Annotated in this window: 32 protein-coding genes; 20 read left to right on the top strand and 12 right to left on the bottom strand. The window is 59.1% G+C overall.

All coding sequences use genetic code 11. From position 1 onward, the window contains the following. The 10 genes from AC1ROI_RS11860 to AC1ROI_RS11815 all read right to left on the bottom strand — a co-directional run bounded on the left by AC1ROI_RS11860 (position 1) and on the right by AC1ROI_RS11815 (position 5,532). Positions 1-1,281, bottom strand: a complete 1,281-nt coding sequence (locus AC1ROI_RS11860; RefSeq protein ID WP_102595179.1) for a tyrosine-type recombinase/integrase — start codon at positions 1,279-1,281, stop codon at positions 1-3. Then, positions 1,278-1,538, bottom strand: a complete 261-nt coding sequence (locus AC1ROI_RS11855; RefSeq protein ID WP_102595178.1) for a hypothetical protein — start codon at positions 1,536-1,538, stop codon at positions 1,278-1,280. The genes AC1ROI_RS11860 and AC1ROI_RS11855 overlap by 4 nt, the downstream gene beginning before the upstream one ends. Next, positions 1,535-1,966, bottom strand: coding sequence for a VRR-NUC domain-containing protein (locus AC1ROI_RS11850; RefSeq protein ID WP_102595177.1), 432 nt, complete (start codon positions 1,964-1,966; stop codon positions 1,535-1,537). The genes AC1ROI_RS11855 and AC1ROI_RS11850 overlap by 4 nt, the downstream gene beginning before the upstream one ends. Before the next feature lie 106 nt (positions 1,967-2,072). Then, complete coding sequence (locus tag AC1ROI_RS11845) at positions 2,073-2,375, bottom strand: nuclease domain-containing protein (protein WP_102595176.1); 303 nt, start codon at positions 2,373-2,375, stop codon at positions 2,073-2,075. Continuing rightward, positions 2,366-2,575, bottom strand: coding sequence for a hypothetical protein (locus AC1ROI_RS11840; protein ID WP_102595194.1), 210 nt, complete (start codon positions 2,573-2,575; stop codon positions 2,366-2,368). Before AC1ROI_RS11840 ends, AC1ROI_RS11845 begins: the two co-directional genes overlap by 10 nt. Beyond that, a complete protein-coding gene (locus tag AC1ROI_RS11835; protein ID WP_102595175.1) occupies positions 2,568-3,269 on the bottom strand; it encodes a replication protein P in 702 nt (233 codons plus the stop codon). Before AC1ROI_RS11835 ends, AC1ROI_RS11840 begins: the two co-directional genes overlap by 8 nt. Next, positions 3,266-4,051 carry a helix-turn-helix domain-containing protein gene (locus tag AC1ROI_RS11830; protein WP_102595193.1) on the bottom strand — a complete coding sequence of 262 codons (786 nt, stop codon included), beginning with the start codon at positions 4,049-4,051 and terminating at the stop codon, positions 3,266-3,268. The genes AC1ROI_RS11835 and AC1ROI_RS11830 overlap by 4 nt, the downstream gene beginning before the upstream one ends. 11 nt (positions 4,052-4,062) lie before the next feature. Next, positions 4,063-4,764, bottom strand: coding sequence for a phage antirepressor KilAC domain-containing protein (locus AC1ROI_RS11825; RefSeq protein ID WP_102595174.1), 702 nt, complete (start codon positions 4,762-4,764; stop codon positions 4,063-4,065). A gap of 69 nt (positions 4,765-4,833) precedes the next feature. After that, positions 4,834-5,256, bottom strand: coding sequence for a phage regulatory CII family protein (locus AC1ROI_RS11820; protein ID WP_102595173.1), 423 nt, complete (start codon positions 5,254-5,256; stop codon positions 4,834-4,836). Positions 5,257-5,322: 66 nt separating this feature from the next. Next, complete coding sequence (locus AC1ROI_RS11815; protein WP_030130831.1) at positions 5,323-5,532, bottom strand: hypothetical protein; 210 nt, start codon at positions 5,530-5,532, stop codon at positions 5,323-5,325. An 89-nt stretch (positions 5,533-5,621) separates the two neighbouring features. Here AC1ROI_RS11815 and AC1ROI_RS11810 point away from each other — a divergent pair, with 89 nt between their 5' ends. Both AC1ROI_RS11810 and AC1ROI_RS11805 read left to right on the top strand, forming a co-directional pair. Then, a complete protein-coding gene (locus AC1ROI_RS11810) occupies positions 5,622-6,434 on the top strand; it encodes a S24 family peptidase (RefSeq protein ID WP_102595192.1) in 813 nt (270 codons plus the stop codon). Positions 6,435-6,517: 83 nt separating this feature from the next. After that, positions 6,518-7,411 carry a DUF7946 domain-containing protein gene (locus AC1ROI_RS11805; protein ID WP_102595172.1) on the top strand — a complete coding sequence of 298 codons (894 nt, stop codon included), beginning with the start codon at positions 6,518-6,520 and terminating at the stop codon, positions 7,409-7,411. A gap of 37 nt (positions 7,412-7,448) precedes the next feature. On the opposite strand, the gene AC1ROI_RS11800 is transcribed toward AC1ROI_RS11805, so the two are convergent. Beyond that, positions 7,449-7,760: a DUF1654 domain-containing protein gene (locus tag AC1ROI_RS11800; RefSeq protein WP_102595171.1), complete on the bottom strand. Its 312-nt coding sequence runs from the start codon at positions 7,758-7,760 to the stop codon at positions 7,449-7,451. A 456-nt stretch (positions 7,761-8,216) separates the two neighbouring features. On the opposite strand from AC1ROI_RS11800, the gene AC1ROI_RS11795 reads away from it, so the two are divergent. The 4 genes from AC1ROI_RS11795 to AC1ROI_RS11780 all read left to right on the top strand — a co-directional run bounded on the left by AC1ROI_RS11795 (position 8,217) and on the right by AC1ROI_RS11780 (position 9,675). Beyond that, positions 8,217-8,378, top strand: a complete 162-nt coding sequence (locus tag AC1ROI_RS11795; protein ID WP_156375896.1) for a hypothetical protein — start codon at positions 8,217-8,219, stop codon at positions 8,376-8,378. Between the two features lie 311 nt (positions 8,379-8,689). Then, positions 8,690-8,980, top strand: coding sequence for a hypothetical protein (locus AC1ROI_RS11790; RefSeq protein ID WP_256580165.1), 291 nt, complete (start codon positions 8,690-8,692; stop codon positions 8,978-8,980). Beyond that, on the top strand, positions 8,977-9,285 hold the full coding sequence (locus AC1ROI_RS11785) for a hypothetical protein (protein ID WP_102595170.1): 309 nt from the start codon (positions 8,977-8,979) through the stop codon (positions 9,283-9,285). Before AC1ROI_RS11790 ends, AC1ROI_RS11785 begins: the two co-directional genes overlap by 4 nt. 81 nt (positions 9,286-9,366) lie before the next feature. Continuing rightward, positions 9,367-9,675, top strand: a complete 309-nt coding sequence (locus AC1ROI_RS11780; RefSeq protein WP_102595169.1) for a hypothetical protein — start codon at positions 9,367-9,369, stop codon at positions 9,673-9,675. A gap of 18 nt (positions 9,676-9,693) precedes the next feature. Here the strand turns inward: AC1ROI_RS11780 and AC1ROI_RS11775 are convergent, their stop codons facing one another. After that, positions 9,694-10,350, bottom strand: coding sequence for a hypothetical protein (locus tag AC1ROI_RS11775; RefSeq protein ID WP_102595168.1), 657 nt, complete (start codon positions 10,348-10,350; stop codon positions 9,694-9,696). A gap of 51 nt (positions 10,351-10,401) precedes the next feature. On the opposite strand from AC1ROI_RS11775, the gene AC1ROI_RS11770 reads away from it, so the two are divergent. From AC1ROI_RS11770 to fdxA, 14 genes are all read left to right on the top strand, one after another. Next, positions 10,402-12,207, top strand: coding sequence for a DNA cytosine methyltransferase (locus AC1ROI_RS11770; RefSeq protein WP_102595167.1), 1,806 nt, complete (start codon positions 10,402-10,404; stop codon positions 12,205-12,207). A gap of 41 nt (positions 12,208-12,248) precedes the next feature. After that, positions 12,249-12,890, top strand: a complete 642-nt coding sequence (locus AC1ROI_RS11765) for a phiTE_072 family protein (RefSeq protein WP_102595166.1) — start codon at positions 12,249-12,251, stop codon at positions 12,888-12,890. After that, entirely contained in the window at positions 12,887-13,402 is a 516-nt protein-coding gene (locus AC1ROI_RS11760) for a hypothetical protein (RefSeq protein ID WP_102595165.1), read from the top strand. The genes AC1ROI_RS11765 and AC1ROI_RS11760 overlap by 4 nt, the downstream gene beginning before the upstream one ends. 11 nt (positions 13,403-13,413) lie before the next feature. Further along, entirely contained in the window at positions 13,414-13,752 is a 339-nt protein-coding gene (locus AC1ROI_RS11755) for a hypothetical protein (protein WP_102595164.1), read from the top strand. Positions 13,753-13,842: 90 nt separating this feature from the next. Next, positions 13,843-14,292 carry a hypothetical protein gene (locus tag AC1ROI_RS11750; protein ID WP_256580166.1) on the top strand — a complete coding sequence of 150 codons (450 nt, stop codon included), beginning with the start codon at positions 13,843-13,845 and terminating at the stop codon, positions 14,290-14,292. Then, positions 14,289-14,699 (top strand): hypothetical protein, encoded by a 411-nt coding sequence (locus AC1ROI_RS11745; protein ID WP_102595163.1) that lies wholly within the window; start codon positions 14,289-14,291, stop codon positions 14,697-14,699. Before AC1ROI_RS11750 ends, AC1ROI_RS11745 begins: the two co-directional genes overlap by 4 nt. 64 nt (positions 14,700-14,763) lie before the next feature. After that, entirely contained in the window at positions 14,764-15,330 is a 567-nt protein-coding gene (locus AC1ROI_RS11740; RefSeq protein ID WP_102595162.1) for a hypothetical protein, read from the top strand. Further along, on the top strand, positions 15,327-15,515 hold the full coding sequence (locus AC1ROI_RS11735) for a hypothetical protein (protein WP_102595161.1): 189 nt from the start codon (positions 15,327-15,329) through the stop codon (positions 15,513-15,515). Before AC1ROI_RS11740 ends, AC1ROI_RS11735 begins: the two co-directional genes overlap by 4 nt. 49 nt (positions 15,516-15,564) lie before the next feature. After that, positions 15,565-16,773 carry a DNA-methyltransferase gene (locus AC1ROI_RS11730; RefSeq protein ID WP_102595160.1) on the top strand — a complete coding sequence of 403 codons (1,209 nt, stop codon included), beginning with the start codon at positions 15,565-15,567 and terminating at the stop codon, positions 16,771-16,773. A 50-nt stretch (positions 16,774-16,823) separates the two neighbouring features. Then, the gene (locus AC1ROI_RS11725) at positions 16,824-17,207 is read left to right on the top strand and encodes a hypothetical protein (RefSeq protein WP_256580167.1); all 384 of its coding nucleotides are present in this window, start codon (positions 16,824-16,826) and stop codon (positions 17,205-17,207) included. A 36-nt stretch (positions 17,208-17,243) separates the two neighbouring features. Next, complete coding sequence (locus AC1ROI_RS11720; protein ID WP_102595159.1) at positions 17,244-17,438, top strand: DUF4224 domain-containing protein; 195 nt, start codon at positions 17,244-17,246, stop codon at positions 17,436-17,438. A 12-nt stretch (positions 17,439-17,450) separates the two neighbouring features. Next, positions 17,451-18,428 carry a tyrosine-type recombinase/integrase gene (locus tag AC1ROI_RS11715; RefSeq protein ID WP_102595158.1) on the top strand — a complete coding sequence of 326 codons (978 nt, stop codon included), beginning with the start codon at positions 17,451-17,453 and terminating at the stop codon, positions 18,426-18,428. A 53-nt stretch (positions 18,429-18,481) separates the two neighbouring features. Beyond that, positions 18,482-21,046: a DNA mismatch repair protein MutS gene (gene mutS / locus AC1ROI_RS11710; protein ID WP_172962136.1), complete on the top strand. Its 2,565-nt coding sequence runs from the start codon at positions 18,482-18,484 to the stop codon at positions 21,044-21,046. Positions 21,047-21,188: 142 nt separating this feature from the next. Then, on the top strand, positions 21,189-21,512 hold the full coding sequence (gene fdxA / locus AC1ROI_RS11705; RefSeq protein WP_008154011.1) for a ferredoxin FdxA: 324 nt from the start codon (positions 21,189-21,191) through the stop codon (positions 21,510-21,512). Positions 21,513-21,610 lie beyond the last annotated feature (98 nt).

Genomic DNA, 21,610 nt, shown 5'->3' with positions numbered 1-21,610 from the left:
TTAAACCTCGCCTATGGTTGATTCTTGAAGGGCCTCGCAGGCCTTGTGTTGCGTGGCTTCTGGGGCATTACCAGAATCTCCCGTTCTAAAGCCGGTCAACGCGTGAATACGCTTGAAGCCCTTCGCATCTAGATACGCACACCATCGTTCCAGCGCCTCACGCTTGCGAGCCATCACGTCCGATTGGATGTACACCTTCACGTTGTGGCCCATGGCATGGTTGATCAGCAGTTCACCGATCAGGTGGTCGACACCGATATCCGCCCAACCGGTGCGGGCCACCTTGCGCAGGTCGTGACTGGTCCACTCGCCCTGCCCTAACCGGGTGAACACGGCGCAGGCTTGGCCTTCGCTGAGCGCCTTGCCGTTGCGAGAGGGGAACAGGAACTGACCGTCATAGCCGTTCGCCCACTGGGTTTCGCGATACGCCACCAGCATCTGGCGCACCTGGTCAGTCAGCGGCAAATGGTGCTCGACACCGGTCTTGGTGTTCTTGGCCGGGATGAACCACTCCCGCTCAGCCAGGCTGATGTGCGACCACTGGGCTTGCCGGGTCTCGCCAATGCGGGTGCCGTGGCACAGCATCATTAGGGCGAGCATGGCGTCAGCCGGCGCGCTGGCCATGGCATCACGCAGCAGGGCTATTAGGTCCTGAAGCTGGGTCACCCGAAGCCGTGAAGGCTTCACGCCCACCTTGGCCTTGGAGAAGTCGCTGAACTTGACGTCCTTCATCGGGCTGACCGCGATCAGCCGAAGCTTGAACGCCTGACGGAATGCCAGGGCCAGCAACTGGAACGCCGAGCGCACGTAATCGATGCCGATGGTTTCCTGCGCCGGCCACATGAACTGGTCGTCGAGTGTAGCCTTGTCGATGGACGCCAACGGCACGCCACCCAACAGTGGCTTGAGGTGGCACTTGATCAGTGAAGCACCGGTCTTTTTGCGCTTGCTCGAGAGGCTACGGTCGCGGGCCATCCGGTCGGCGTACCAATCCAGCAGCTCGCCAGTAGTGACCCACTTCGACAGGTTGGAGCCGGCGCCGGCATCGAGGCGAAGGCGAATCGCCGGCAGCGCCGCGACCACCTGCTTGGTATTGAGGTCAGGGAAGTTGCCGACGAGGTTCCATTTCCCCTTTAGCACCAGGTACCACGACGCCCGGGCCCGATCCTTGGCAAAACGCAGGTACAGGCCACGGTTCTCGATGTCACGCAGGTCGCGCACGGTGCCGGCGGCCTGCCGTTTTATTTCGGCGTCGGTGATCTTCACGGCGGCGGTGGTCATGCGATCACCTCGCGAGACTTCTGCTGCTCTGGAGCGAAGTCGCCGCGCAGAGGCATCAGCTCCGCCTCTCCGAACGGCAGAGGATCGATCGCCGCCGCATGACGCACGAACCAGCCAGCCGTTGGCGCATGGAAAGCGAATCCGATGTACTCCCCCTTCTCGAACCGGGATAGAAGCACTACTTCAGACATCGCCGGAAGGTCGCGATCATTGACCAACGTTAGCGCTGGGTCGCCCGGCTTGAAGTTATGGCTCATGCGGCCACCACTGTCGGTGCGAGTCGCAGGTAGGCTCGGATCTGCTCCATTGCGTCGAAGTGTCCACGGCACACCACCGCCAAATAGCCCTGCTCGTTTAGTTTGCGAATGCGCTCGTGCTGGCTGGTCGAGATGGCGGCATCGTTCGGCGGCGTGGCCTTGAACTCGATGTACAGGCCGAAGTAGCCACCGCGCGCCATGGTCAGCACCAGATCAGGAATACCGGCCACCACCCCCTGCTGCTTCAGTTTCGCCGCCACGGCCTTGTGCCGGTGCCCGCCATTCGGAACGTGATAGATCAGGTCAGCAACGGCCGGCATGCGGGCACGGAGTTCGGCCATGAGTGCAGCCTGCTCAAGGCCTTCGCGGTCGACGGACTTGGCGCGCGGGGCTGCCTGCTTGAACAGCTTTGGGGTGAAGGCTTTCATCGGCGGTCACCCCGCGCCCGGCGTTGCCGGCGATCAATAACACCGCACAACTCGCGGAGTACCCAGCAGGCAAGAATCATCAGGACGAGCAAAGTCATTGGGTCGATCATGCAGCCCCCTTCACGGTCAGTATTCCGGCCCGGATCAGGGCCTCATGTGTTTCGGCGATGGCGCGCGGCATGTCCTGCCAATCGATATCGCCGGCGGCGCGGCCGTCGATGACGTCGTGGCACCCGCTGCACGCGTAAACGGCGACAGTGTCGAAGCCCTTCATGCCCATGCCTTTTTGGCCGCATGGCAGGTGAGCGAGCACCGTCGTGGCCGGGTCGAAGTTGCAAGCGCCTGGCGTGCGGACAGTGCAGTCCTGGCCATTGGCCGAGGCGCGGAGTTTCTTCGAGGTCACGCGCATACCCGCTCCCCCGTGACGACGTCGATAACTTCGTAGGTGGACGGCCACATCGTTTGGCCGAATTTCAACGCTGCCGATGAATGCTCGAACAGCGCGACTGCGCGGTCGGGCTTATCGGTCAGCTCCCACTTGTATCCGCAACAGTGCACGGCAAAGCGGTAATCAGCAGGGTTGGTCGGCGCAAGGCGGGAATCAGCCACGGGCAACACCTCGCGCACGCATTGCACGAAGTTCGGCCAGTGCTTGATTACCAACTTCAGGGGTGCGTTCCGGCGCCGGGCCGGCCAACTCCGCTACCGGAACCGGGCCGAGTTGCTCGCCCATCCAGACCTTGCGGACCTGTTCCAGATAACGCTTCTCGAAACTGATCAGGCCAAGTTCCCGACTGAGCAGTGGCAGGCTGTTGAACCCGGCGGCGGCGGTCGCGTGGTAGACGGCCGGGTGAAACCATTTCGCAACACCATGCATCGTTGGGTGACAGTTGCGAAGGGCCTGCTTGTACGCCGCTTCCACGCTCGGCAACGGCGGGTTGAGCATCTCCGGCGCAGGCACGCAGCCTTGAATGAATTTGCCCACGCTCGGGATGAAGTCGGAAGGCTCGGCGCGGCAACGGATCAGACCGATATCGATCTGCTCCTGGGTGCAGATGCCGTTCTCGATGAATGCCTGCAACCAGGTCGCTTTCGATTCCTTGTAGGCCTTGGCATCGGGCCATGCTTGATGCCACGCGGTCCGGATTGAACGCAGTTGGCGAAACAATTGGTTGATCACTTTGCCCGTTTCGTGGGCCTGATTCTTCTGGGCCTGAACCAACAACTCGGTGTCCGTTTCGATGAAATCACCGTGGTGAACCTTGGTCATGGCCTGGGCCGCTACCATGGAGACAGTTCTCATTTCGAACCCCCATTCATCCATTGGGTGTCTTCGTCGTCAAACTCATCTGGGCCATCAGCAGAAGCGGAACCGGCAGTCTTGACGCGATCACGCTTGATCCAGTTGGCCAGTCGGTAGCACCAGCCAGCAGCGGTATCGACGGTCGATGACTTGGCGACGAAGAAACCTTTGAAACCTGCGAGCAGTTCATCAGTGATCGAGTCTGCCGGGAGGCAAGCGATCTTCAGCTGCGTCGTCATGTAGCTTTCCGGAAACGCCCACTCGGCGAACATGGCGAAGCGTTGGCGGTGATCTAGCTCCTCGATGGCGGCCTGATCCTGCCCAGCAATCACGTCAGCAATCTCGCGCTGCTGCTGCTCTTCGGTTCCTTGATGGTTAATTGATGTATTGGGTGCAGCCTCTGCACCCCGTTCTGTTCCAGGCTGCACCCCGTTCTGTTGTGAGTTGCACCCCGTTGCGTCATCTGCACCCCGTTTTGTACGGGGTGCAGGATTTGCACCCCGCGATAGTTGAAGGTCGTAAACAACTGGGCGGCGGTCATGACGGTCAATGTGCACAGCGGCGATAGCCTGATTGCCCTTCTGGATCAGTCCGGACTTCTCCAAGTCATCCAGCTTGTAACGCACGGTGCGCTCGGACAGGCCGGTGTCTTGAGCCAGGGTCGAAGCAGACGGGAATGCCCCGGCACCGTTCGAACCGGCGTAGTTGGCCAAGCACAGCAGCACGTGACGCGCGCTCGAGTCTTTCAGGGATTGGATGGGCAGAGAGAGCGCCCAGGACATTGCTTGAACGCTCACAGCGTGATTCCTTGAAGTTGTTCAGCCAGCGTGACGATGCCCGAACGGGTCACCATCACTTGCTCGACTACCTTGATGTCCTGCCCTTCCCCACCGCCGACCTTGACCAGCTTGTGCTTGAGCCAGCCGGTGTTCAGGCGCGGCTGGTACGCGACCCAGCTCGAATGAGCGGTACGGCGATGAATCCAGCGGTTCTGGTTCAGCCAGGCGAAAAGATTAGTTGGGCGAATGCCAAGAAGCTGGGCAGCAGTGGTGATGCAGACGTCGCCGTGGGATTTGGCCAAGCGCTGGAGCGCTTCGACTTTCGGGGCCTGCTTGGCGATGACCTGCTGAAGCTGGAGATTCTCTTCGGCTTGCAAGGCGGCGAACCGCAGAGCTTCAGGAAGAGTTTGTGGGATCGTGACAACCTGTCGTGACACGTTTTCGAGTTCGTGCAAACGTGTCACGACACGGTATCGAAGCGGCGCGCTGTACCCGGAAAGCAACGTAATGACCAGGTCCTGCCCGAGCACGTACTCGGTTTGCTGACGGTTCAGACCATCGTGATAGATGCGTCCAAAAGTGGACGCATCGAAACCGAGGTCGCCAAGCATGCGCTTCGTGTCGCGCATGACGTGCTGATGTTGCTTGCCGGTGAGATCGGCGATCTCTCGACTCGACATGGTGACCGTATTGCTTGGAGCGACGATCGTGTTCATAATGGCCCCTCAAGTGTTTTATCGTTTTGAAAGAGCCGGGTTGCAGCCCGGCTTTTTTGTGCCTGCCGTTCAGGCAGCCTTCAGCGATTCGCGCATGACCTGCAGCGCGTCAATCGCTTCTAGGATTGCTTTCTCGCCCTGGGCTTTTTCGTGCTGGCTGATGTGGTTGTCAGCGGCGGCATCGAAAATCAATCGACCCACGTCGCCGCACTCAGCGGAGAGATGACCCAGCGCGACCATCAGCGGCTTAGCGACTGGCTTCTCGCGAGCCACCAGGTCGAAACCGAATTGGTCGGCGAGCGCGATCAACGGGCGCATGTCTTGGGTGTGAAGCAGCACGCCGAACAAATGCTCAATGGTCAGGTGATGCGCGGCGTTGTCCGGATTCGAGCGCTGAAGCAGGCTCACGTGCGCCATGCACATTTTCCCCGCCAGTTCCTCTGCCCCGCTTTCCTTGACGGTGGTGTGGCAAGCCCTCAAGAAATCTTCCATTCGTAAAACCTCAAATTTGTTTCCGTGGAGCCCTTGCAGGGCTTGAGCGATCATTTGTTCAGCGAGTTAGGCGGCCGTGTCGTTGAGCGCTTGGGCCGGATCGTCTTCGCGCCGAGCAACCAGCGCGCCGCCTGACTCTTTCTCCAGAACGCACTGCATTGGGTAAGAAAACCCGCCCGCTGTACGGCATTGCGATACCCGGCTACCAGTCACGCGAAGGGCGTCCCCGATAGCGCGGCCGGTGCGAAAATGTTTCAGGGCTTCGTCGTAGGTCATGGGTTTGTCTCCATTGTCTTCGTCGAGTTTAGAGTTCTTAACAATACAAGGCAAGTTATCTAAACAATGAAATGTTTAGAATCCTAAATATGGAATTCAAAGATCGCGTGACCGCGCGCATGAGGGAGCTGAACCTCAGCGCTACAGACATCAGCAAGCTGACTGGCGTGTCAAAGGCCACGGTCAGCTTTTGGGTGAGCGGAACAAACGGTGCAAAGGGTAAAAACTTGCTTTCCCTGGCACGCGCACTTGATTGCTCGCCTGACTGGCTATCGGAAGGAACCGGTTCGCCAGGCGTTTCCTCGTCCGAAAGCCGATTGGATACAGGCGCATCTGCCGCTGACATGGTCAAACAGATGCTCGCAAAACAAGGGAAGTCTCTACCCGAGGCTGCGCGTCAACGTTTGCTTGCGGCAGCTGAGGCCGACGATGGCGGTGGTGTAATAGATCTCGACTATTACCGCCCGGGCGCTGTTGGCGATGAAGTGTGGATCGCCCACTACGACGTGCGCGCTGCCATGGGCGGTGGACAGATCCCGCACGACTACCCTGAGATGTTTCAGGACGTGCGCGTTAGTCCCCAGCACCTGCGCGAGATGGGTGTTGAGTTCAAAGAGCATTTCCACCTGAAGATGGTGACGGGCTGGGGCCAATCGATGGCGCCCACGATCAAGCACCGCGACCCGCTCTTGGTAGACGTGAGCGTTCGCGAGTTCTCAGGGGATGGGATCTACATGTTCTCTTGGGACGGCCACCTCTATATCAAGCGGCTCCAGTGGCTAGGCGACGAGCAGATCACGATGCTCTCTGACAACCCGCGACATCCACCGCAAACAATCAGGGCGGAAGACACGCACATCCAGGCCCGGGTGCTGCTGGTGTGGAACGCGCACCTTGTTTAGTTGCCCCTGGCCGAATTGCTGCCCAAACTAACCCCGCCCCCAATAATCCAAGGTCTAGAACCTGGCGCCTCAAGGAAGAAAAGATGAAATGGGATGCGATGACCGGTGTAGCCGGACACATGGATGTCAAGTATGACGGGGGAGACGCAGACAGGCACCTGCTTGACTCTGCTCAGTACGCTCGATCAGTTGACGGGTCCGGGCGCCTGTATCGGCTAGTCAGTCATTACTGTCTTCACGGCGAAGTCCTTTCTGGAAAAAAACAATCTGACCTACGGTGCTTTTCGGCACCTCCAAGGGAGGGTTCATTCGACTCAACACTGGTTATACTTACAGCACTTACTCATCAATACCCAGCATTTAACGACGTCTATAAAAAGGCTTTCGACTGGCTGGTGGCGAAGGTGATGGGACACATCAAAGAAGCGCTGTCGGGGACATCTAACGTGAAAGAATTGGTCGACGTCATCAAGGAACAGGCGAAGTCGTCTTCTGAGCTGAATACACTTTTGGCCAATGGGTTGATAAAGGCGAATGACAATCTTGCCAGTCTTCACGAGAAAATGATGGTCTCGATTCCTGGGCTGATTGAAGCTGCGAAATCGCCTATGAGAGCGGCGCTCGCCCCGGTCGGCAAGAGCTGTAACCAGATAACGCAATTTTCCGACTCCGAGCATCCTGTAGTGATTTCCGAGCCTGAAGCACTTGCGATCCGGTCAGACGGGGACGTTGTTGTTGGAGATCCGGGTGACTACGTGGTGACTAGAATTTATTCTCTTAGCGTAGATAGCGGGGTGTGCCGAGTCGAGATCGAAGGATACGCTGGCACATATCATGGAAAGATTAACGATGTCGCTCTGACTCAGCCAAACAACCCTTACACCCGAGCCCTAAATCGCCATGACCCATTAAAGGTGAGAGCACGACCAGTGTTTAAAGACGGCGAACTGCACAGGCTCTTCATCACTGAAGCTTGAGCTAAGCCCGCCATTGAGCGGGCTTTTTTACGGGTAATCAAAAAGGCGCGGGCTCCTCAACCTGCTCCGCAGTCTCAACCGGCCGATCTTCTTCGGCACTTGCCTCCCACTTCAGCGTCACCGACTCATCGTCGTTGAACGTCATGTCTATGCCATCCGTCTCGCTTAGCAGCCCCATCACCTCCTCCCACTCCCGATCCCCATCAGTGTCCAGGCGATGGATCGTCACCCAGCGCTGAATCTGCGCTACCGGGTGATTGATCATCGACGATACGCGCAGGCCGAGGCGCTCAATTCCGCTCACTTCATGCCGCACTGCCGGCTTTTCTGTCTTCTTTGCCTTCGCCATGTCCGCCTCCTAATGCTGTATGCATATCCAGTTATTACGGAGCATACGCCAGCATTTTTTAAATCGTAAGCCTTGATCTTTTCCAATTTGGCAGAGACGGAATTTCACAGCCTTGTTAAGTTTTCTTAAAATAAGTGTTGACGGTTTTTGTTTAGTTTTCTAAATTACATCCATCGCAGCGAACACAGACACTGCGCAGCACCACCGCTCTTTAACAGTCAGCGCAACAAACAACAGACCGCATTGCCTCTACCGGCGACCGGCGAGCAGACAGGCCCGAAAGCCTGCCAACGACAGGGAAAACCTTGTACGGCTGCCCGATGGCGAAACGCCAAAACCGTGTGAATGACCCGGCAAGCAATGCGCCCCGCCCCTCCGGCGGCAATAGGACGGACAGTTTCACTGATGCACCTGGCTTGCCGGGTGCATTGGGAAAACGACCGAGAGGAACGATCCATGAAGCACTCAGCAGCAATAGCCCAGCTCGAAATCCACGCCTCCAACTGCGAGAACAACGCAGCGATTCAGGATCGCGAGGGCCAGCACGAAGACGCGGCAAACAATCGCACCAACGCCGCCGAATACCGGCAGGCCATCGAAGCGCTCCAGGCTGAATGAGCATCACTGCTGCACCTTGGCGACAGGGTGCAGCGGGATGCGGACGAAACCCCGGCTTATACCGGCCACCTGCATGCAACAAACCAGAGACCGGCGAGCGCCCGCCAGATGCCAACGGCGCGCATTGGAGGATGACCATCATGAAATAGACCAGAGCCCAACGATTGCTGCATCTGTGAAAGGCCCGAACGTCCACGGGCCTTTCTTTTGCCCAGCGTTTATTCGTGAGCACTCTCCCCTGCGCCCAACGGCAACCAGCAGACCGGCCGAGTTCTGACGAATACACGCAACCCCACACCGAGGGATCAGCCATGCAAATGCATCCATCCATGCAAGCGCGCGTCGAAGGCAACATTGCCCTGCACATCCGCGCAACAGCGGACACTGCCGAGTTCTATTCAATGATCGGCAAAGAGGCACCGGTTAGCGCCGTTCGCTTCCAGGTCGTCACCAAGGGCGATAACGCCTATCACGTCATCGAGCGGGCCACCGGCAAAGTGAAGGGGTTCCGCTTCAGTTGGAAGGCGGCGATCAACCTGGCGCAGGTGCTGGAAGCGCGAGCAGACGGTGCGAAGGTGAACATCGATGGGTGGGACAAATGATCGGCGTACCAATGCCCAACCCGCGAGACTCGATCATCGAGGGCCTGAACCAGAAGCTGGAACAGTTCTTCGGCTCCGGCAAGACCGTGCAGCAGATCGCCCGGGGCGTCAGTGCCGATGCCCCGGCTTTCGGTACCACCACCCACGGCAACAAGCTGCGCGCCGAGCGGGACAAGATCGCGCCCAGGCTGAAGGAGCTGGCCGAGGCTGGAACGCCAATCGCCAAGGCAGCGAAAGAATGCGGCATGGAAGCCAAGCGCGCCCGCCTCATCGCTCGCGAAAACGGATTCAAGTTCACTTCATGAAGCGGCTCAGCAACCAGGTGCGCCAGCGCCGACGACAGACATGGCTGGATCTACCGGCCCACGGAATTGAAGAGGCAGGCCATGGCCAAGAGCAATGCAGAGCTGCAGAAGGACAAGCGCGCCAAGGAGAAAGCCCTGCTGGATCGGATCGGCGCCGAGAAGCGCACGCTGATTGTGTCGAAAGCGCTCGCTGATGCACTTGATGTGCTGGGCGAGCGGCACGATTTCGAGGAATGGCAAGAGACGGTCTCTACCTTCCTGATCAACCTCGCCGGCGCAACGGCCTATGAGTCCGGTCAATTCGCAAACATGTCGCGACCTGAAATCGTGGTTACGGAAAAGCAGTCACGACAGCTAAAGGAGTTCGCCAGAACCGGTATAGAAAGTTGACACTAGAGAGATGAACACTTATTTGGATAAGTCATCCTTTAATACGTACAAATCTTTCATCTCCGCAACCCGAGCTCTTGCGAACTTATTGTAAATTGACTCGTCTTGTTGCCCGCGGGCTTTTGAAGTCTCGGAGAGCATATGTGGATTAAGAATATCTGCAGCTACATCAGCAAAGTTCTTATGCACCCAAAAGCCCTCACGCCAAGGGCCATTCATACCTATTGCGACCGAGTATAATTCAGGAAGCATTACGTCGATACATTTAAGTAGGTCAGGCTTAAGGGCTTCAACTGCGCCAATCCTTTTAGCCTCAGCAACGACATCCCAGAAATTTCTATCGATAGCCAAGTATCCTTCTTCTAGAGGCTCACCTCTGCTAACCAGTGGCTTGGTGAACAGCATCAATCTTAATAATTCAGCTTGAGATTTTTTCAGGATCTCAATCGATTTTAATGCTTCGTTTTTAACTTCTCTCAACTTAACAACGTTGCCAGCAATTGAGAACTCCTGAACTTCTGGCGCGAAAGCAACTATCCCGCCGATTATTGTGAACGCAACTACGAACGCAACAAATTCAGTGCCTGAAAGCTTGGGCACAAAAAGCAACCACAACCCCACACCAATCGCTAGACAAAAAATCAAGCCACCCGCAACAGCCAATTTTATTCGCATGTGCCATCCCCCTTTGATGATCAGGCCACTATAGCCCGGCGAGGACCAACTATGTCCGCACAACAGAAATTACCCCAGTTCATCCATGGCCAGCCAAGCATGGGCCTGCCGTTCGAAAAAGAACTGGTGGTGGACCTGTTCGCCGGTGGCGGCGGTGCCAGCACCGGCATAGCCCGGGCGTACCGGGAGCCGGATGTCGCGGTAAACCACAACCCGATCGCCCTGGCCGTGCACCGTGCCAACCACCCATCAACAGCTCACTACGTTGCGGATGTGTACGAAGTCGATCCTCGGGAAGCAACCGGCGGCCAACCAGTGGCGATCATCTGGGCATCACCTGATTGCCGCCATCACAGCAAGGCGAAAGGCGGGGCGCCGCGTGACCGAGGCGTTCGCGGGCTGGCATGGGTGGTGATTCGTTGGCTGTTCATCACCAAGTCGCGACTACTTTTCTTGGAGAACGTCGAAGAGTTCTGCGACTGGGGGCCAATCGACGACGAAGGTCAGCCAATCAAGGCCGAGCGCGGGCGCACTTTCAGAGCTTTTATCTCAGCGATCAGCGCGGGGCTTGCTGCCGATCACCCGGACATGCCGGAGATCATGCAGGCCATTGGCGAGTTCGTGCCGATGGAGGCGCTGGTTCGAGGCCTCGGCTACAACGTCGAGTGGCGCGAGCGCATTGCGGCCAACGCCGGCACCCCGACCATCAGGAAGCGCCTGTACCTGATAGCACGCAGCGATGGCCAGTCAATCGTCTGGCCAGCGCCGAAACGCCACAAGGCGCCGACCGCCAAACAAAAACCTTGGCGCACCGCCGCGGAGTGCATCGACTGGAGCAACCTCGGCCGCACGATCTTCCGTGAACGACCGATGGCAGTGAACACAATGCGCCGCGTAGCCAAAGGCTGCTGGCGACATGTACTGACCAGCACGAAGCCGTTCATTGTCCCGATGCGCGGTACTTCGGAATCACACACCAGCACCCACGGCGTGGACGACGCCTTATCAACCATCAGCGCCGGTGGTACTCATCACGCACTGGTGCAGCCAGTAGCAGCGCCATTCCTCACCGAGTGCGCCAACGGCTCAGCGCAGCGTAACTTCAGCGCGGTCGAACCGTTGCGCACGCAAGTTGCCCAGGTCAAGGGCGGGCACTTCGCGTTGGCCGCGGCGAACATGGTGACGCTGCGAAAAGGATCGGTCGGAGCTGAGGTAACAGAGCCGCTCAACGTGGTGGCTACCAGCACCGGGCACCATGCGGTATCGGCAGCGTTCTTCGAACAGGCGAATGGCGGCTACTACAAAGGCGATGGCCGTTCGGCCTATGACCCCATCTCCACCATCTGCCAATCCGGCGCCAATCAGCGACTGGTCAACGCCTACCTGGTGAAGTACTACGGCAACGAAAAGGACGGCATCTCGCTCACCGAGCCAATGCACACGCTGCCAACGAAAGACCGAGTGGCACTGGTTGAGGTGGTGCAGGTTCCAGACACGCTCACCCTGGAGCAGATGGAAGGCGCCCGCCGGTGTGCTGCCTTCATGCACGAGTATCTGCCGGAGCATTTCAAAGACCCGGCCGAGATGGTCATGGTCGGCGGCTATGTGCTGGTGGACATCACCCTGCGCATGCTGCAACCGCCTGAGCTGAAGGCGGCGCAGGGCTTCGACAAGGATTACATCATCGACCGCGGGCTGTTCGTTGATCCTGTGACCGGTGCCGAAGAATGGCGCGACATCAACAAGACGGACCAGGTCCGGCTGATCGGAAACAGCGTCTGCCCTGACGAAGCCGAAGCACTGGTCGCGGCCAACGCCGCCGACATCATCGAACTTTACCAGCGCCTCGCGGCGTAACCCACTCCACCGCCCGGGCATGACCCGGCATAGGACGCCCCATGCCCACAGAAAACAAACCGGCCGAGCCGCTGAAGGTTGAGCGCTCGACAGTCACGAAGCTGGTGATCACCGGCGCGCCGCGGCTTGACACGATAACCGTGTTCCTCGAGGACTTCGGTCGACGCGATTGCCCCATCGAATCTGACCCTAACTACCAGACAGCCCAGGGCAAGATCACTATCAACTGCTGGGACAACAGTTGGAACGCCTACTGGGGTGGCATGGGGCCGCGCACCGTCGCTGAGTTCGTCGCTGACTGCGGCTGGGACTACGTCCTGAATTGCTTGGATCGCGGCATCAGCCCCACCGTCTTCAGCGGCGACGCGCTGCACGCCCTGGCCAAGAAGTGCATCGTCCAACGCCGTCGGCAACAGACCGGGCGCCACGAATGGGAACTGGGCGAGCTGAGCAAAGATGAAGCGCGCGAGCTTTGGCATGACATTGATGTACTGCGCAGCATCGAGAGCTCAAACGAATGCTGGCATCAAAGCGCGCTGCTGTCCGACTTGTTCGGCGAGGAATGGCATTACCCGCTCGACGGTAAGGCAGTCGAAGAAAACCACAAATTCACGTACCTGCGCCGAGTTGTCGAGGCTGTCCAGGCTGCGTTGCGTCTCGAACAGCAGAAGGAGGCGGCATGATCAACCTCTTCTGGCGCCTGGTCGCCAAGCTGCTTGCCCGCCCGGCCATTGCCGCCTGGCTCATCGCCCGCGCCAAGCGCACGCCTTACCTGCACATCATGTCCGCCGACGGCGCCGAGATGTACATGGGCCGCTGGTGGCTGTTCAACCCGTACAGCCGAGAGACGCACAAGCCGGCGCTCTGGTGGTGCCCGTGGTCCTTTCGCATCCACCACATCATGCGGCCGGACGAAGACCGGGATCTGCATGACCACCCGTGGAATGCGCGGACGATCATCCTGCGCGGCTTCTACAAGGAGCAGCGCCGACACAGCGGGAACGGCGATATCGATTACTGGCGCGAACCCGGCGACACCGCCCGCCTGATGCACGGCGAGTACCACCGGATCGACGAGGTATCTCCCGGCGGCGTCATCACCCTGTTCATCACCAGCAAGTGGCGTGGTGACTGGGGCTTTCTGGTCAACGGCGTCAAGGTCCCTTGGCGCACCTACACGGGTACGGACAATTGAAGGGGTTCAAAGTGAGCGAGCCAAAAATCAACTATCTCGGCCCGGCCAGCGAGGCTGCCATCGCGACCTTGCAGCACATGGGCTACATGTACAACGGTGGTCAGCAGTGGAAGCCTCCGATAGGCACGAAGCCTGACTTCGATCTGATCGACACCGTGCGCGCCGAGCGTGACGCCCTGCAGCTGCGCCTGAACGAAGCGGACCAGCGGATTGATGAGCTGGAATCACAGCTGGCCTACGCCGTGGATGCCCTCAACGAGGTGGTCAAGGTCTCAGCCATTTACGAAAAGCCTTTCGAGATTGCAACGCTTGCCATTGGCGAGCTATCCGCCAGCGCAGAACCTGCCTGACGCCAGCAGGAGTACATCTGTACTCCTCCCCGCAAAAACCTTACTCCCTCCCCCTTCAAAGTCAGCCGCTATAGCGGAAAAGGAACGGTCATGCCTGAAGAAAGTGGAAAGGCGCCTGAGCAAATCACCATTGTGAACGGCAAGCCGGCTGAGTGCGGCTGCACTATGGCCTTCAGTAGTGGCGGCGGGCAGTACTCGGATGTTCACCGAGTCACCCTTTGCGAAGTCCACCGCACGAAGACCGGCTTCGGTCCTACTGAAGTTGTCCGCGACGAAAACGGCTACTGGTATCACCCTTGTATTCCAGCGTTCGACGGCAGCGAAGACCCCGAGCCGTATCACGCATGGCTCAAGGCACAAGGCCTGCAACTGAGCTGGGGCTCGCTTGAAATCGATCTGGCCGACCACCCCTATTGGAATGGCGAGGCGAACTGCATTGGCTGGGACCCTCGGTCACCAGGGCCTGAGTGGTTTCTGCTCGGCATCTTCGATACGGAAGACGGTCCGCATGTGCACTGGGCACGGAGGGTCGCGTCATGAGCCGCAGCGGATACAGCGATGATTGCGGTGGTTGGGATCTGATCTGCTGGAGGGGCGCCGTCAAGTCAGCACTCAAGGGCAAGCGCGGGCAGGCCTTCTTGATCGAGCTGCGCGATGCGCTGGACGCCATGCCGGGCAAGCGCCTGATCGCCGACTCCCTGGAAGCTGAAGGTGAGTTCTGCACCATCGGCGTGGTTGGGGCAAAGCGCGGCGTGGATATGGCAGCGCTCGATCCGGATGACCGAGAAGCCGTTGGTGAAGCGTTTGGCATCAGCCCCGCCATGGCTTCGGAAATCGTTTTCATGAACGACGAGGGAAGCTGGCAGGCAGAGACACCGGAGCAGCGATGGGTGCGCATGCGCAAATGGGTCGAGTCGAACATCAAGCAGGTGACGCCATGCTCCTGAAAGTAATGACCGTAAGCGCCTGCTTCTGGGGCGCTCTCTACTTCTCTGTCGCGGCGGTGGCCTCATGATCATCGATGACGTAATGACCGACAAAATCACCCTGCACGGCCTAGGCTTTGTGCAGGTCCAACTCCAGGGAAACCAGCGGCTGCATGTCTGGCACCCGGAGTTGCCGCGCCGCGCCTGCTTCGAACACTCGGCGATCCACGATCACCGCTTCAACTTCACTTCCCGGGTGATCGTTGGCACGCAGTTCAACCACGCGTTCGAAATCGTCTGTCATGACGCTGGCGAGTTCGTGCTTTACCTGCATGAAGGCGCACGAACAGCCGGCGGCGGACGGCCATGGACACCCGACGGGCGCGCCGACATGGTGCCGGCCGGTACTTACGGGATCACCGCCGGCAACGACTACAACACCCAGGCCTACGAATATCACCGCACCGAGCCAGGCGGTGATGGTCGAGTGGCCACGATCATGGCCAAGCGCGGCGAGTACCCGGCCGGCGCCCACTCTACCTGCCGGTTCGGCATCCAGCCCGATACGGACTTCGACCGGTTCCAGTGGTCACCGGCCAAACTTTGGGAGGTCGTCAGCGATGTGCTGCTCGGCCAGAAGGTAACGCCATGAGCAAAACAATTGTGCTGACCGGGAAAGCGGTCGTGAACTTCCGCAAGGTGATCGAGGATGCATCCGATGATGACGTTGAGGGACTGCTGGCCAGTGATGATTTGCGCGGTGCTCAGATCGATGAAGAGGACCTGCTCGACATCGAGTGGATTCATGACGATGTCGACATCAAGGTGACGCCATGATCGCACTCGCCTGGTTCGCCTACGTGTACTGCTACAAGAGGCCGCGGCGATGAGCAGCTACCAAATCATGGTCGGCGACTGCCTCGCGCTGCTCAGGCAGATGGCCGACAACAGCGTCGACAGCGTCGTAACGGACCCGCCATACGGCCTTTCCTTCATGGGGAAGAAGTGGGACTACGATGTCCCAGCGGTAGACGTGTGGACCGAATGCCTTCGAGTACTCAAACCAGGTGGCCACCTACTGGCTTTCGCCGGAACCCGCACTCAGCATCGAATGGCGGCACGCATCGAGGACGCCGGGTTCGAGATCCGCGACATGATCGCATGGGTGTACGGTTCAGGTTTCCCGAAGTCGCACAACCTGGAAGGCGAACACGAAGGCTGGGGCACGGCGTTGAAGCCGGCGCTGGAGCCAATAACCGTTGCTCGCAAGCCCTTCGCCGGCACGGTCGCCGCAAACGTGCAAGTTCACCGCACGGGTGCCATGAACATTGATGGGTGTCGCGTGCGAGCCATAGACGCCGAGGCCTTGGCGAAGAACTGGGACCGACCGACCACTGTTGATATGCGCGGCGGTAACTTCGTCGGGGGTAAGTCGGGGAAGCTACCGAGGACGACCGAGGCTTCTGATCTCGGCCGGTGGCCAGCAAACCTGATCCACGACGGTAGCCCAGAGGTCATTGCAGCGTTTCCTGATGCGCCTGGACAGCTTGCCGCCGCCAGCACCAGCGATACACAACGCGCCGGGCAAAACTGCTACGGAAACATGAAGCGAGGGCGCGGAACTGAGGCGAGCGCGGAAAGCACGAATGAAGGTGTCGTCGGGTTTCAAATGAAGCCCGGTGCACGTCGTCTGGATAGCGGAAGCGCTGCTCGATTCTTCTACTGCGCCAAAACCAGCCGCTCGGATCGACACGAAGGCCTGCTGGACCCGGGACCACAATTCCAACAGGGCACAACCCTGCGCAAGGTGGCAACCACAGAGACAAGTGGCAACAACCACCCCACAGTCAAGCCCACCGTGCTGATGGCGTATCTGTTGCGCCTGGTCACTCCAAATGGCGGCATTGCCCTTGACCCGTTCATGGGCTCCGGTAGCACCGGCAAGGCCGCAATGCGCGAAGGCTTCCAGTTCATCGGTTGCGAGATTGACGAGCAGTACGTCGCGATCGCTCGATCTCGAATCGAACACGAAATCACCCGCCTCCAAGAGCAGGCAGTCGAATCTGATCAACTCGATCTCTTCGGCACGGCCTAACCCCTATTCCACCTACCAGCCTGCCGGTGTACGGCGGGCGAGGAATCGTTATGCCTGAAATCAAGTGCGAGTACGGGCACACCCTGCGAATCGGCACCGACGAATGGGTCAGCCAGCTTTCCCTGGACCAGCTTCGTTACGCTCGCCAGCAGATGGCCGAGAAGATCGATAAGGCCGAGCAAGGCCCGCGCCGGACAGTCTGGTTGGTCGATGACGGAATCAGTGTCGCTGGCTTTTATCGTGAGGACGCTTTCGCAGAAGCGGCCGACCACCTGCTCAGGATCTACAAAGACGTGTTTTTGAGAGAGGCGAAGGACTTCGGCGGCAGCCCCGGATCTGTTCACGAGTTCAAGCAGTCGATCCCACACATTGAGCCGCGGCGCGTGACTCAATTCGAATACGACACCGAGTGGTTCCCCACTAAACCCGAATAACCATCTTCTGCCGCCACGCGCGGCATGGAGCATCAAATGTTTCTGACCGCTGAAGAAGTGGCCGAACTCACCGGCTACACGAAGCCTGGCGCCCAGATCAAATGGTTGCAGGCGGAAAAATACGGATTCGCCGTTGATGGATACGGCAAGCCCAAGGTGCTGCGCCAGGTTGTCATTGGCCGGCTTGGTGGTATTCAATCGAAGAAAGGCCCGGAACTCCGGCTCGCATAAGGAAGGTAGAGAATGCGCCCTCGCAAGAAAGACCGGCACTTGCCGGCGTGCATGTACCAGAAGCACGGGGCTTACTACCTGGTGCGCAAAGGCAAATGGATGCGCCTGGGCACGGACTTCCAGGCATCGCTGGTCGCGTACGCCAAGGCAATCGACAAAGGCAACCAGGGCGGCATGTCCAAGCTGATCGACGATGCCCTGGCGAACATGGCTCCGAAGCTCGCGACCAACACCGTCAAGCAATACGAGGCCGCAGCAGTCAGGCTCAAGGAGGCGTTCGCCGACTTCGAGCCCCGCGACGTGCTGCCGCGCCACGTGGCTGCGCTGAAAATGCACATGGCCAGCACGCCTAACATGTCAAACCGGGTGATTTCTTTTCTGAGGATGGTGTTCATGTACGCGCTGGAGAGTCAGTTGGTTGACTCAAATCCCTGCACAGGGATCCGGCGACATACGGAGAATCGACGCGATCGGTATATTTCCGATACTGAGTTCGCAAAGATCTGCGAGAAGGCGAGCCCGAACATGCGGGTCATTTACGAGATGTGTTATCTGACCGGACAGCGGATCAGCGATGTGCTGGCCATCCACCTTTCAGATATCAGTGAGGAAGGTATTGCGTTCAAGCAGCAGAAGACCGGGGCCAGGCTTATCGTCCGGATGAGTTCAGACCTCGAAGCCCTGGTCGCACGGATCAAGGCATTGCCTCGGACCATTCGCGGACTCACGTTATTCTGTTCGCCCCGCGGCGGAAAGCCGGTTCATTACAGCTCGGTGAAGGATGCATTCAACCGCAACTGCAAGGCTGCCGGGGTCGTCGGTGCAACGCTGCATGACCTCAGAGCGAAGTCGCTGACCGACACCGACAAGCAGGGCAACAACGCACAGAAGCTCGGCGGCCACACCGATGCGAAGATGACGGCACGCTACCTGAGACTGCGTGAAACCGACATCGCCGAGCCGCCAACAATGCCGAAAAAATCCCTGTAGTATTAGACGTTTGACCATTGTCAAATAGACAGATAGAGCAAAGCCCTTTGAATATGGACCTCTCCAGCCACACCCCGATGATGCAGCAATACTGGCGCCTGAAGAACCAGCACCCCGACCAGCTGATGTTCTACCGCATGGGCGACTTCTACGAGATCTTCTATGAAGACGCGAAGAAGGCCGCCAAGTTGCTGGACATCACCCTGACAGCCCGTGGGCAGTCGGCCGGTCAGGCGATTCCGATGTGTGGGATTCCTTACCACGCCGCCGAAGGCTACCTGGCGAAACTGGTGAAGCTCGGCGAATCGGTGGTGATCTGTGAACAGGTCGGCGATCCGGCCACCAGCAAGGGGCCGGTGGATCGTCAGGTGGTGCGGATCATCACGCCGGGCACGGTCAGTGATGAAGCGCTGCTGGATGAGCGTCGGGACAACCTGATCGCGGCGGTGTTGGGTGACGAACGTCTGTTCGGTCTGGCGGTGCTGGACATCACCAGCGGCAACTTCACCGTGCTGGAAATAAAGGGCTGGGAAAACCTGCTGGCGGAGCTGGAGCGGGTCAATCCGGTGGAGCTGATGATTCCCGATGACTGGCCAAAGGACCTGCCGGCGGAAAAACGTCGCGGGGTTCGTCGCCGTGCGCCGTGGGATTTCGAACGCGACTCGGCACTGAAAAGCCTTTGCCAGCAATTCTCCACCCAGGACCTGAAAGGCTTCGGTTGCGAGAACCTGACCCTGGCCATCGGCGCCGCCGGTTGCCTGCTCAGCTACGCCAAGGAAACCCAGCGCACCGCCCTGCCCCATTTGCGCAGCCTGCGCCATGAACGCCTGGATGACACCGTGGTGCTGGACGGCGCAAGCCGTCGCAACCTGGAACTGGACACCAACCTGGCCGGAGGCCGCGACAACACGTTGCAGTCGGTGGTAGACCGCTGCCAGACCGCCATGGGCAGCCGCCTGCTGACCCGCTGGCTGAACCGTCCGCTGCGGGATCTGACCGTATTGCTGGCGCGACAGACCTCGATCACCTGCCTGCTCGACGGTTACCGTTTCGAAAAACTGCAACCGCAGCTCAAGGAAATCGGTGACATCGAGCGGATTCTGGCGCGGATCGGCCTGCGCAATGCCCGTCCTCGCGACTTGGCTCGCCTGCGCGATGCGCTCGGTGCATTGCCAGAATTGCAAGTGGCGATGACTGAACTGGAAGCGCCGCACATCATTCAACTGGCGAAGACCACCAGCACCTACCCGGAACTTGCGGCGCTGCTGGAAAAAGCCATCATCGACAACCCGCCGGCGGTGATCCGTGACGGCGGTGTGTTGAAGACCGGTTACGACGCCGAGTTGGACGACTTGCAATCGCTCAGCGAAAACGCCGGGCAGTTCCTGATCGACCTGGAAGCACGGGAGAAGGCTCGCACCGGCCTGTCGCACTTGAAGGTCGGCTACAACCGCATTCACGGTTACTTCATCGAGTTGCCGAGCAAGCAGGCTGAATCGGCACCGGCCGACTACATCCGCCGCCAGACGCTCAAAGGTGCAGAGCGATTCATCACGCCGGAACTGAAAGCGTTCGAGGACAAGGCGTTGTCAGCCAAGAGCCGCGCCCTGGCTCGCGAGAAGATGCTGTACGAAGCGCTGCTCGAAGACCTGATCGCCCAATTGCCGCCGTTGCAAGACACCGCCGCGGCACTGGCCGAGCTGGACGTGCTGAGCAACCTTGCCGAGCGTGCGCTGAACCTCGACCTGAACTGCCCGCGCTTCGTTGACGAGCCGTGCATGCGCATCTCCCAGGGTCGCCACCCGGTGGTCGAGCAAGTGCTGACCACGCCGTTCGTGGCCAACGACCTGAGCCTCGACGACAACACGCGCATGCTGGTGATCACCGGTCCGAACATGGGCGGTAAATCCACCTACATGCGCCAGACCGCGTTGATCGTGCTGCTGGCGCACATTGGCAGTTTCGTGCCGGCAGCCAGTTGCGAATTGTCTCTGGTGGACCGGATCTTCACCCGGATCGGTTCCAGCGATGACCTGGCGGGCGGGCGATCGACTTTCATGGTCGAAATGAGCGAAACCGCGAACATTCTGCACAACGCCACCGAACGTAGCCTGGTACTGATGGACGAAGTCGGTCGCGGCACCAGCACCTTCGATGGCCTGTCCCTGGCCTGGGCTGCCGCCGAACGTCTGGCGCATCTGCGGGCTTACACGCTGTTTGCCACCCACTACTTTGAGCTGACGGTGTTACCGGAGGCCCAGCCGCTGGTGGCCAACGTTCACCTTAATGCCACCGAGCACAACGAGCGCATCGTGTTCCTGCACCACGTGCTGCCCGGGCCTGCCAGCCAGAGCTACGGCCTGGCAGTTGCGCAGTTGGCCGGTGTGCCGAGTGAAGTGATCGTGCGTGCTCGCGAGCACCTGGGCCGACTGGAAGCGACTGCCCTGCCCCATGAAGTTCCGAAACCAACCAGAGGCAAACCGGCCGCGCCGCAGCAGAGCGATATGTTCGCCAGCCTGCCGCATCCGGTGCTGGATGAACTGGCCAAACTGGATCTGGATGACATGACACCGCGTCGCGCGTTAGAAATGCTCTATACACTAAAGACACGGATCTAACGCACTTGCCTGCAAGCTGTTAGAATCTCGCGCGGTTTGGGATGCTGCAGGCTAATAGCCTGGCCTGCAGACTATCGCTCCCAAACCTGGCGACCCCAACAAGAAGGGGCTCCGCTGCCGCCGCCTGAGGAGAAAATTAGAAATGACCTTCGTCGTCACCGACAACTGCATCAAGTGCAAGTACACCGACTGCGTAGAAGTCTGTCCGGTGGACTGCTTTTACGAAGGCCCGAACTTCCTGGTGATTCACCCGGATGAGTGCATCGACTGCGCATTGTGCGAACCAGAATGCCCTGCCGTGGCCATCTTCTCTGAAGATGAAGTCCCGGAAGACATGCAGCAGTTCATTCAGCTGAACGTTGAGTTGGCCGAAATCTGGCCCAACATTACCGAGAAGAAAGAATCGCTGCCCGACGCTGAAGAGTGGGATGGCGTCAAAGGCAAGATCAAAGACCTCGAACGCTGATTTCCCCCGCGTTCTCGAAAAGGCCCCTAGCGGGCCTTTTTGCTTTTCTGCAGGAAAAAAAAAGGGGCGGTTTGACCCGCCCACATTTTTTCCCTATT

It is taken from the genome of Pseudomonas sp. GW823-FHT02C02, assembly GCF_058797635.1.
The sequence above is the reverse complement of the archived record's forward strand: the minus strand, read 5'-3'. Positions and strand labels throughout refer to the sequence as shown.

What these genes read in the sequence shown, in the direction of transcription:
- AC1ROI_RS11860 (WP_102595179.1), bottom strand. Translation starts at nt 1,281, where the DNA reads ATGACCACCGCCGCCGTGAAGATCACCGACGCCGAAATAAAACGGCAG.
- AC1ROI_RS11855 (WP_102595178.1), bottom strand. Translation starts at nt 1,538, where the DNA reads ATGAGCCATAACTTCAAGCCGGGCGACCCAGCGCTAACGTTGGTCAAT.
- AC1ROI_RS11850 (WP_102595177.1), bottom strand. Translation starts at nt 1,966, where the DNA reads ATGAAAGCCTTCACCCCAAAGCTGTTCAAGCAGGCAGCCCCGCGCGCC.
- AC1ROI_RS11845 (WP_102595176.1), bottom strand. Translation starts at nt 2,375, where the DNA reads ATGCGCGTGACCTCGAAGAAACTCCGCGCCTCGGCCAATGGCCAGGAC.
- AC1ROI_RS11835 (WP_102595175.1), bottom strand. Translation starts at nt 3,269, where the DNA reads ATGAGAACTGTCTCCATGGTAGCGGCCCAGGCCATGACCAAGGTTCAC.
- AC1ROI_RS11830 (WP_102595193.1), bottom strand. Translation starts at nt 4,051, where the DNA reads ATGTCCTGGGCGCTCTCTCTGCCCATCCAATCCCTGAAAGACTCGAGC.
- AC1ROI_RS11825 (WP_102595174.1), bottom strand. Translation starts at nt 4,764, where the DNA reads ATGAACACGATCGTCGCTCCAAGCAATACGGTCACCATGTCGAGTCGA.
- AC1ROI_RS11820 (WP_102595173.1), bottom strand. Translation starts at nt 5,256, where the DNA reads ATGGAAGATTTCTTGAGGGCTTGCCACACCACCGTCAAGGAAAGCGGG.
- AC1ROI_RS11815 (WP_030130831.1), bottom strand. Translation starts at nt 5,532, where the DNA reads ATGACCTACGACGAAGCCCTGAAACATTTTCGCACCGGCCGCGCTATC.
- AC1ROI_RS11810 (WP_102595192.1), top strand. Translation starts at nt 5,622, where the DNA reads ATGGAATTCAAAGATCGCGTGACCGCGCGCATGAGGGAGCTGAACCTC.
- AC1ROI_RS11805 (WP_102595172.1), top strand. Translation starts at nt 6,518, where the DNA reads ATGAAATGGGATGCGATGACCGGTGTAGCCGGACACATGGATGTCAAG.
- AC1ROI_RS11800 (WP_102595171.1), bottom strand. Translation starts at nt 7,760, where the DNA reads ATGGCGAAGGCAAAGAAGACAGAAAAGCCGGCAGTGCGGCATGAAGTG.
- AC1ROI_RS11795 (WP_156375896.1), top strand. Translation starts at nt 8,217, where the DNA reads ATGAAGCACTCAGCAGCAATAGCCCAGCTCGAAATCCACGCCTCCAAC.
- AC1ROI_RS11790 (WP_256580165.1), top strand. Translation starts at nt 8,690, where the DNA reads ATGCAAATGCATCCATCCATGCAAGCGCGCGTCGAAGGCAACATTGCC.
- AC1ROI_RS11785 (WP_102595170.1), top strand. Translation starts at nt 8,977, where the DNA reads ATGATCGGCGTACCAATGCCCAACCCGCGAGACTCGATCATCGAGGGC.
- AC1ROI_RS11780 (WP_102595169.1), top strand. Translation starts at nt 9,367, where the DNA reads ATGGCCAAGAGCAATGCAGAGCTGCAGAAGGACAAGCGCGCCAAGGAG.
- AC1ROI_RS11775 (WP_102595168.1), bottom strand. Translation starts at nt 10,350, where the DNA reads ATGCGAATAAAATTGGCTGTTGCGGGTGGCTTGATTTTTTGTCTAGCG.
- AC1ROI_RS11770 (WP_102595167.1), top strand. Translation starts at nt 10,402, where the DNA reads ATGTCCGCACAACAGAAATTACCCCAGTTCATCCATGGCCAGCCAAGC.
- AC1ROI_RS11765 (WP_102595166.1), top strand. Translation starts at nt 12,249, where the DNA reads ATGCCCACAGAAAACAAACCGGCCGAGCCGCTGAAGGTTGAGCGCTCG.
- AC1ROI_RS11760 (WP_102595165.1), top strand. Translation starts at nt 12,887, where the DNA reads ATGATCAACCTCTTCTGGCGCCTGGTCGCCAAGCTGCTTGCCCGCCCG.
- AC1ROI_RS11750 (WP_256580166.1), top strand. Translation starts at nt 13,843, where the DNA reads ATGCCTGAAGAAAGTGGAAAGGCGCCTGAGCAAATCACCATTGTGAAC.
- AC1ROI_RS11745 (WP_102595163.1), top strand. Translation starts at nt 14,289, where the DNA reads ATGAGCCGCAGCGGATACAGCGATGATTGCGGTGGTTGGGATCTGATC.
- AC1ROI_RS11740 (WP_102595162.1), top strand. Translation starts at nt 14,764, where the DNA reads ATGATCATCGATGACGTAATGACCGACAAAATCACCCTGCACGGCCTA.
- AC1ROI_RS11735 (WP_102595161.1), top strand. Translation starts at nt 15,327, where the DNA reads ATGAGCAAAACAATTGTGCTGACCGGGAAAGCGGTCGTGAACTTCCGC.
- AC1ROI_RS11730 (WP_102595160.1), top strand. Translation starts at nt 15,565, where the DNA reads ATGAGCAGCTACCAAATCATGGTCGGCGACTGCCTCGCGCTGCTCAGG.
- AC1ROI_RS11725 (WP_256580167.1), top strand. Translation starts at nt 16,824, where the DNA reads ATGCCTGAAATCAAGTGCGAGTACGGGCACACCCTGCGAATCGGCACC.
- AC1ROI_RS11720 (WP_102595159.1), top strand. Translation starts at nt 17,244, where the DNA reads ATGTTTCTGACCGCTGAAGAAGTGGCCGAACTCACCGGCTACACGAAG.
- AC1ROI_RS11715 (WP_102595158.1), top strand. Translation starts at nt 17,451, where the DNA reads ATGCGCCCTCGCAAGAAAGACCGGCACTTGCCGGCGTGCATGTACCAG.
- mutS (WP_172962136.1), top strand. Translation starts at nt 18,482, where the DNA reads ATGGACCTCTCCAGCCACACCCCGATGATGCAGCAATACTGGCGCCTG.
- fdxA (WP_008154011.1), top strand. Translation starts at nt 21,189, where the DNA reads ATGACCTTCGTCGTCACCGACAACTGCATCAAGTGCAAGTACACCGAC.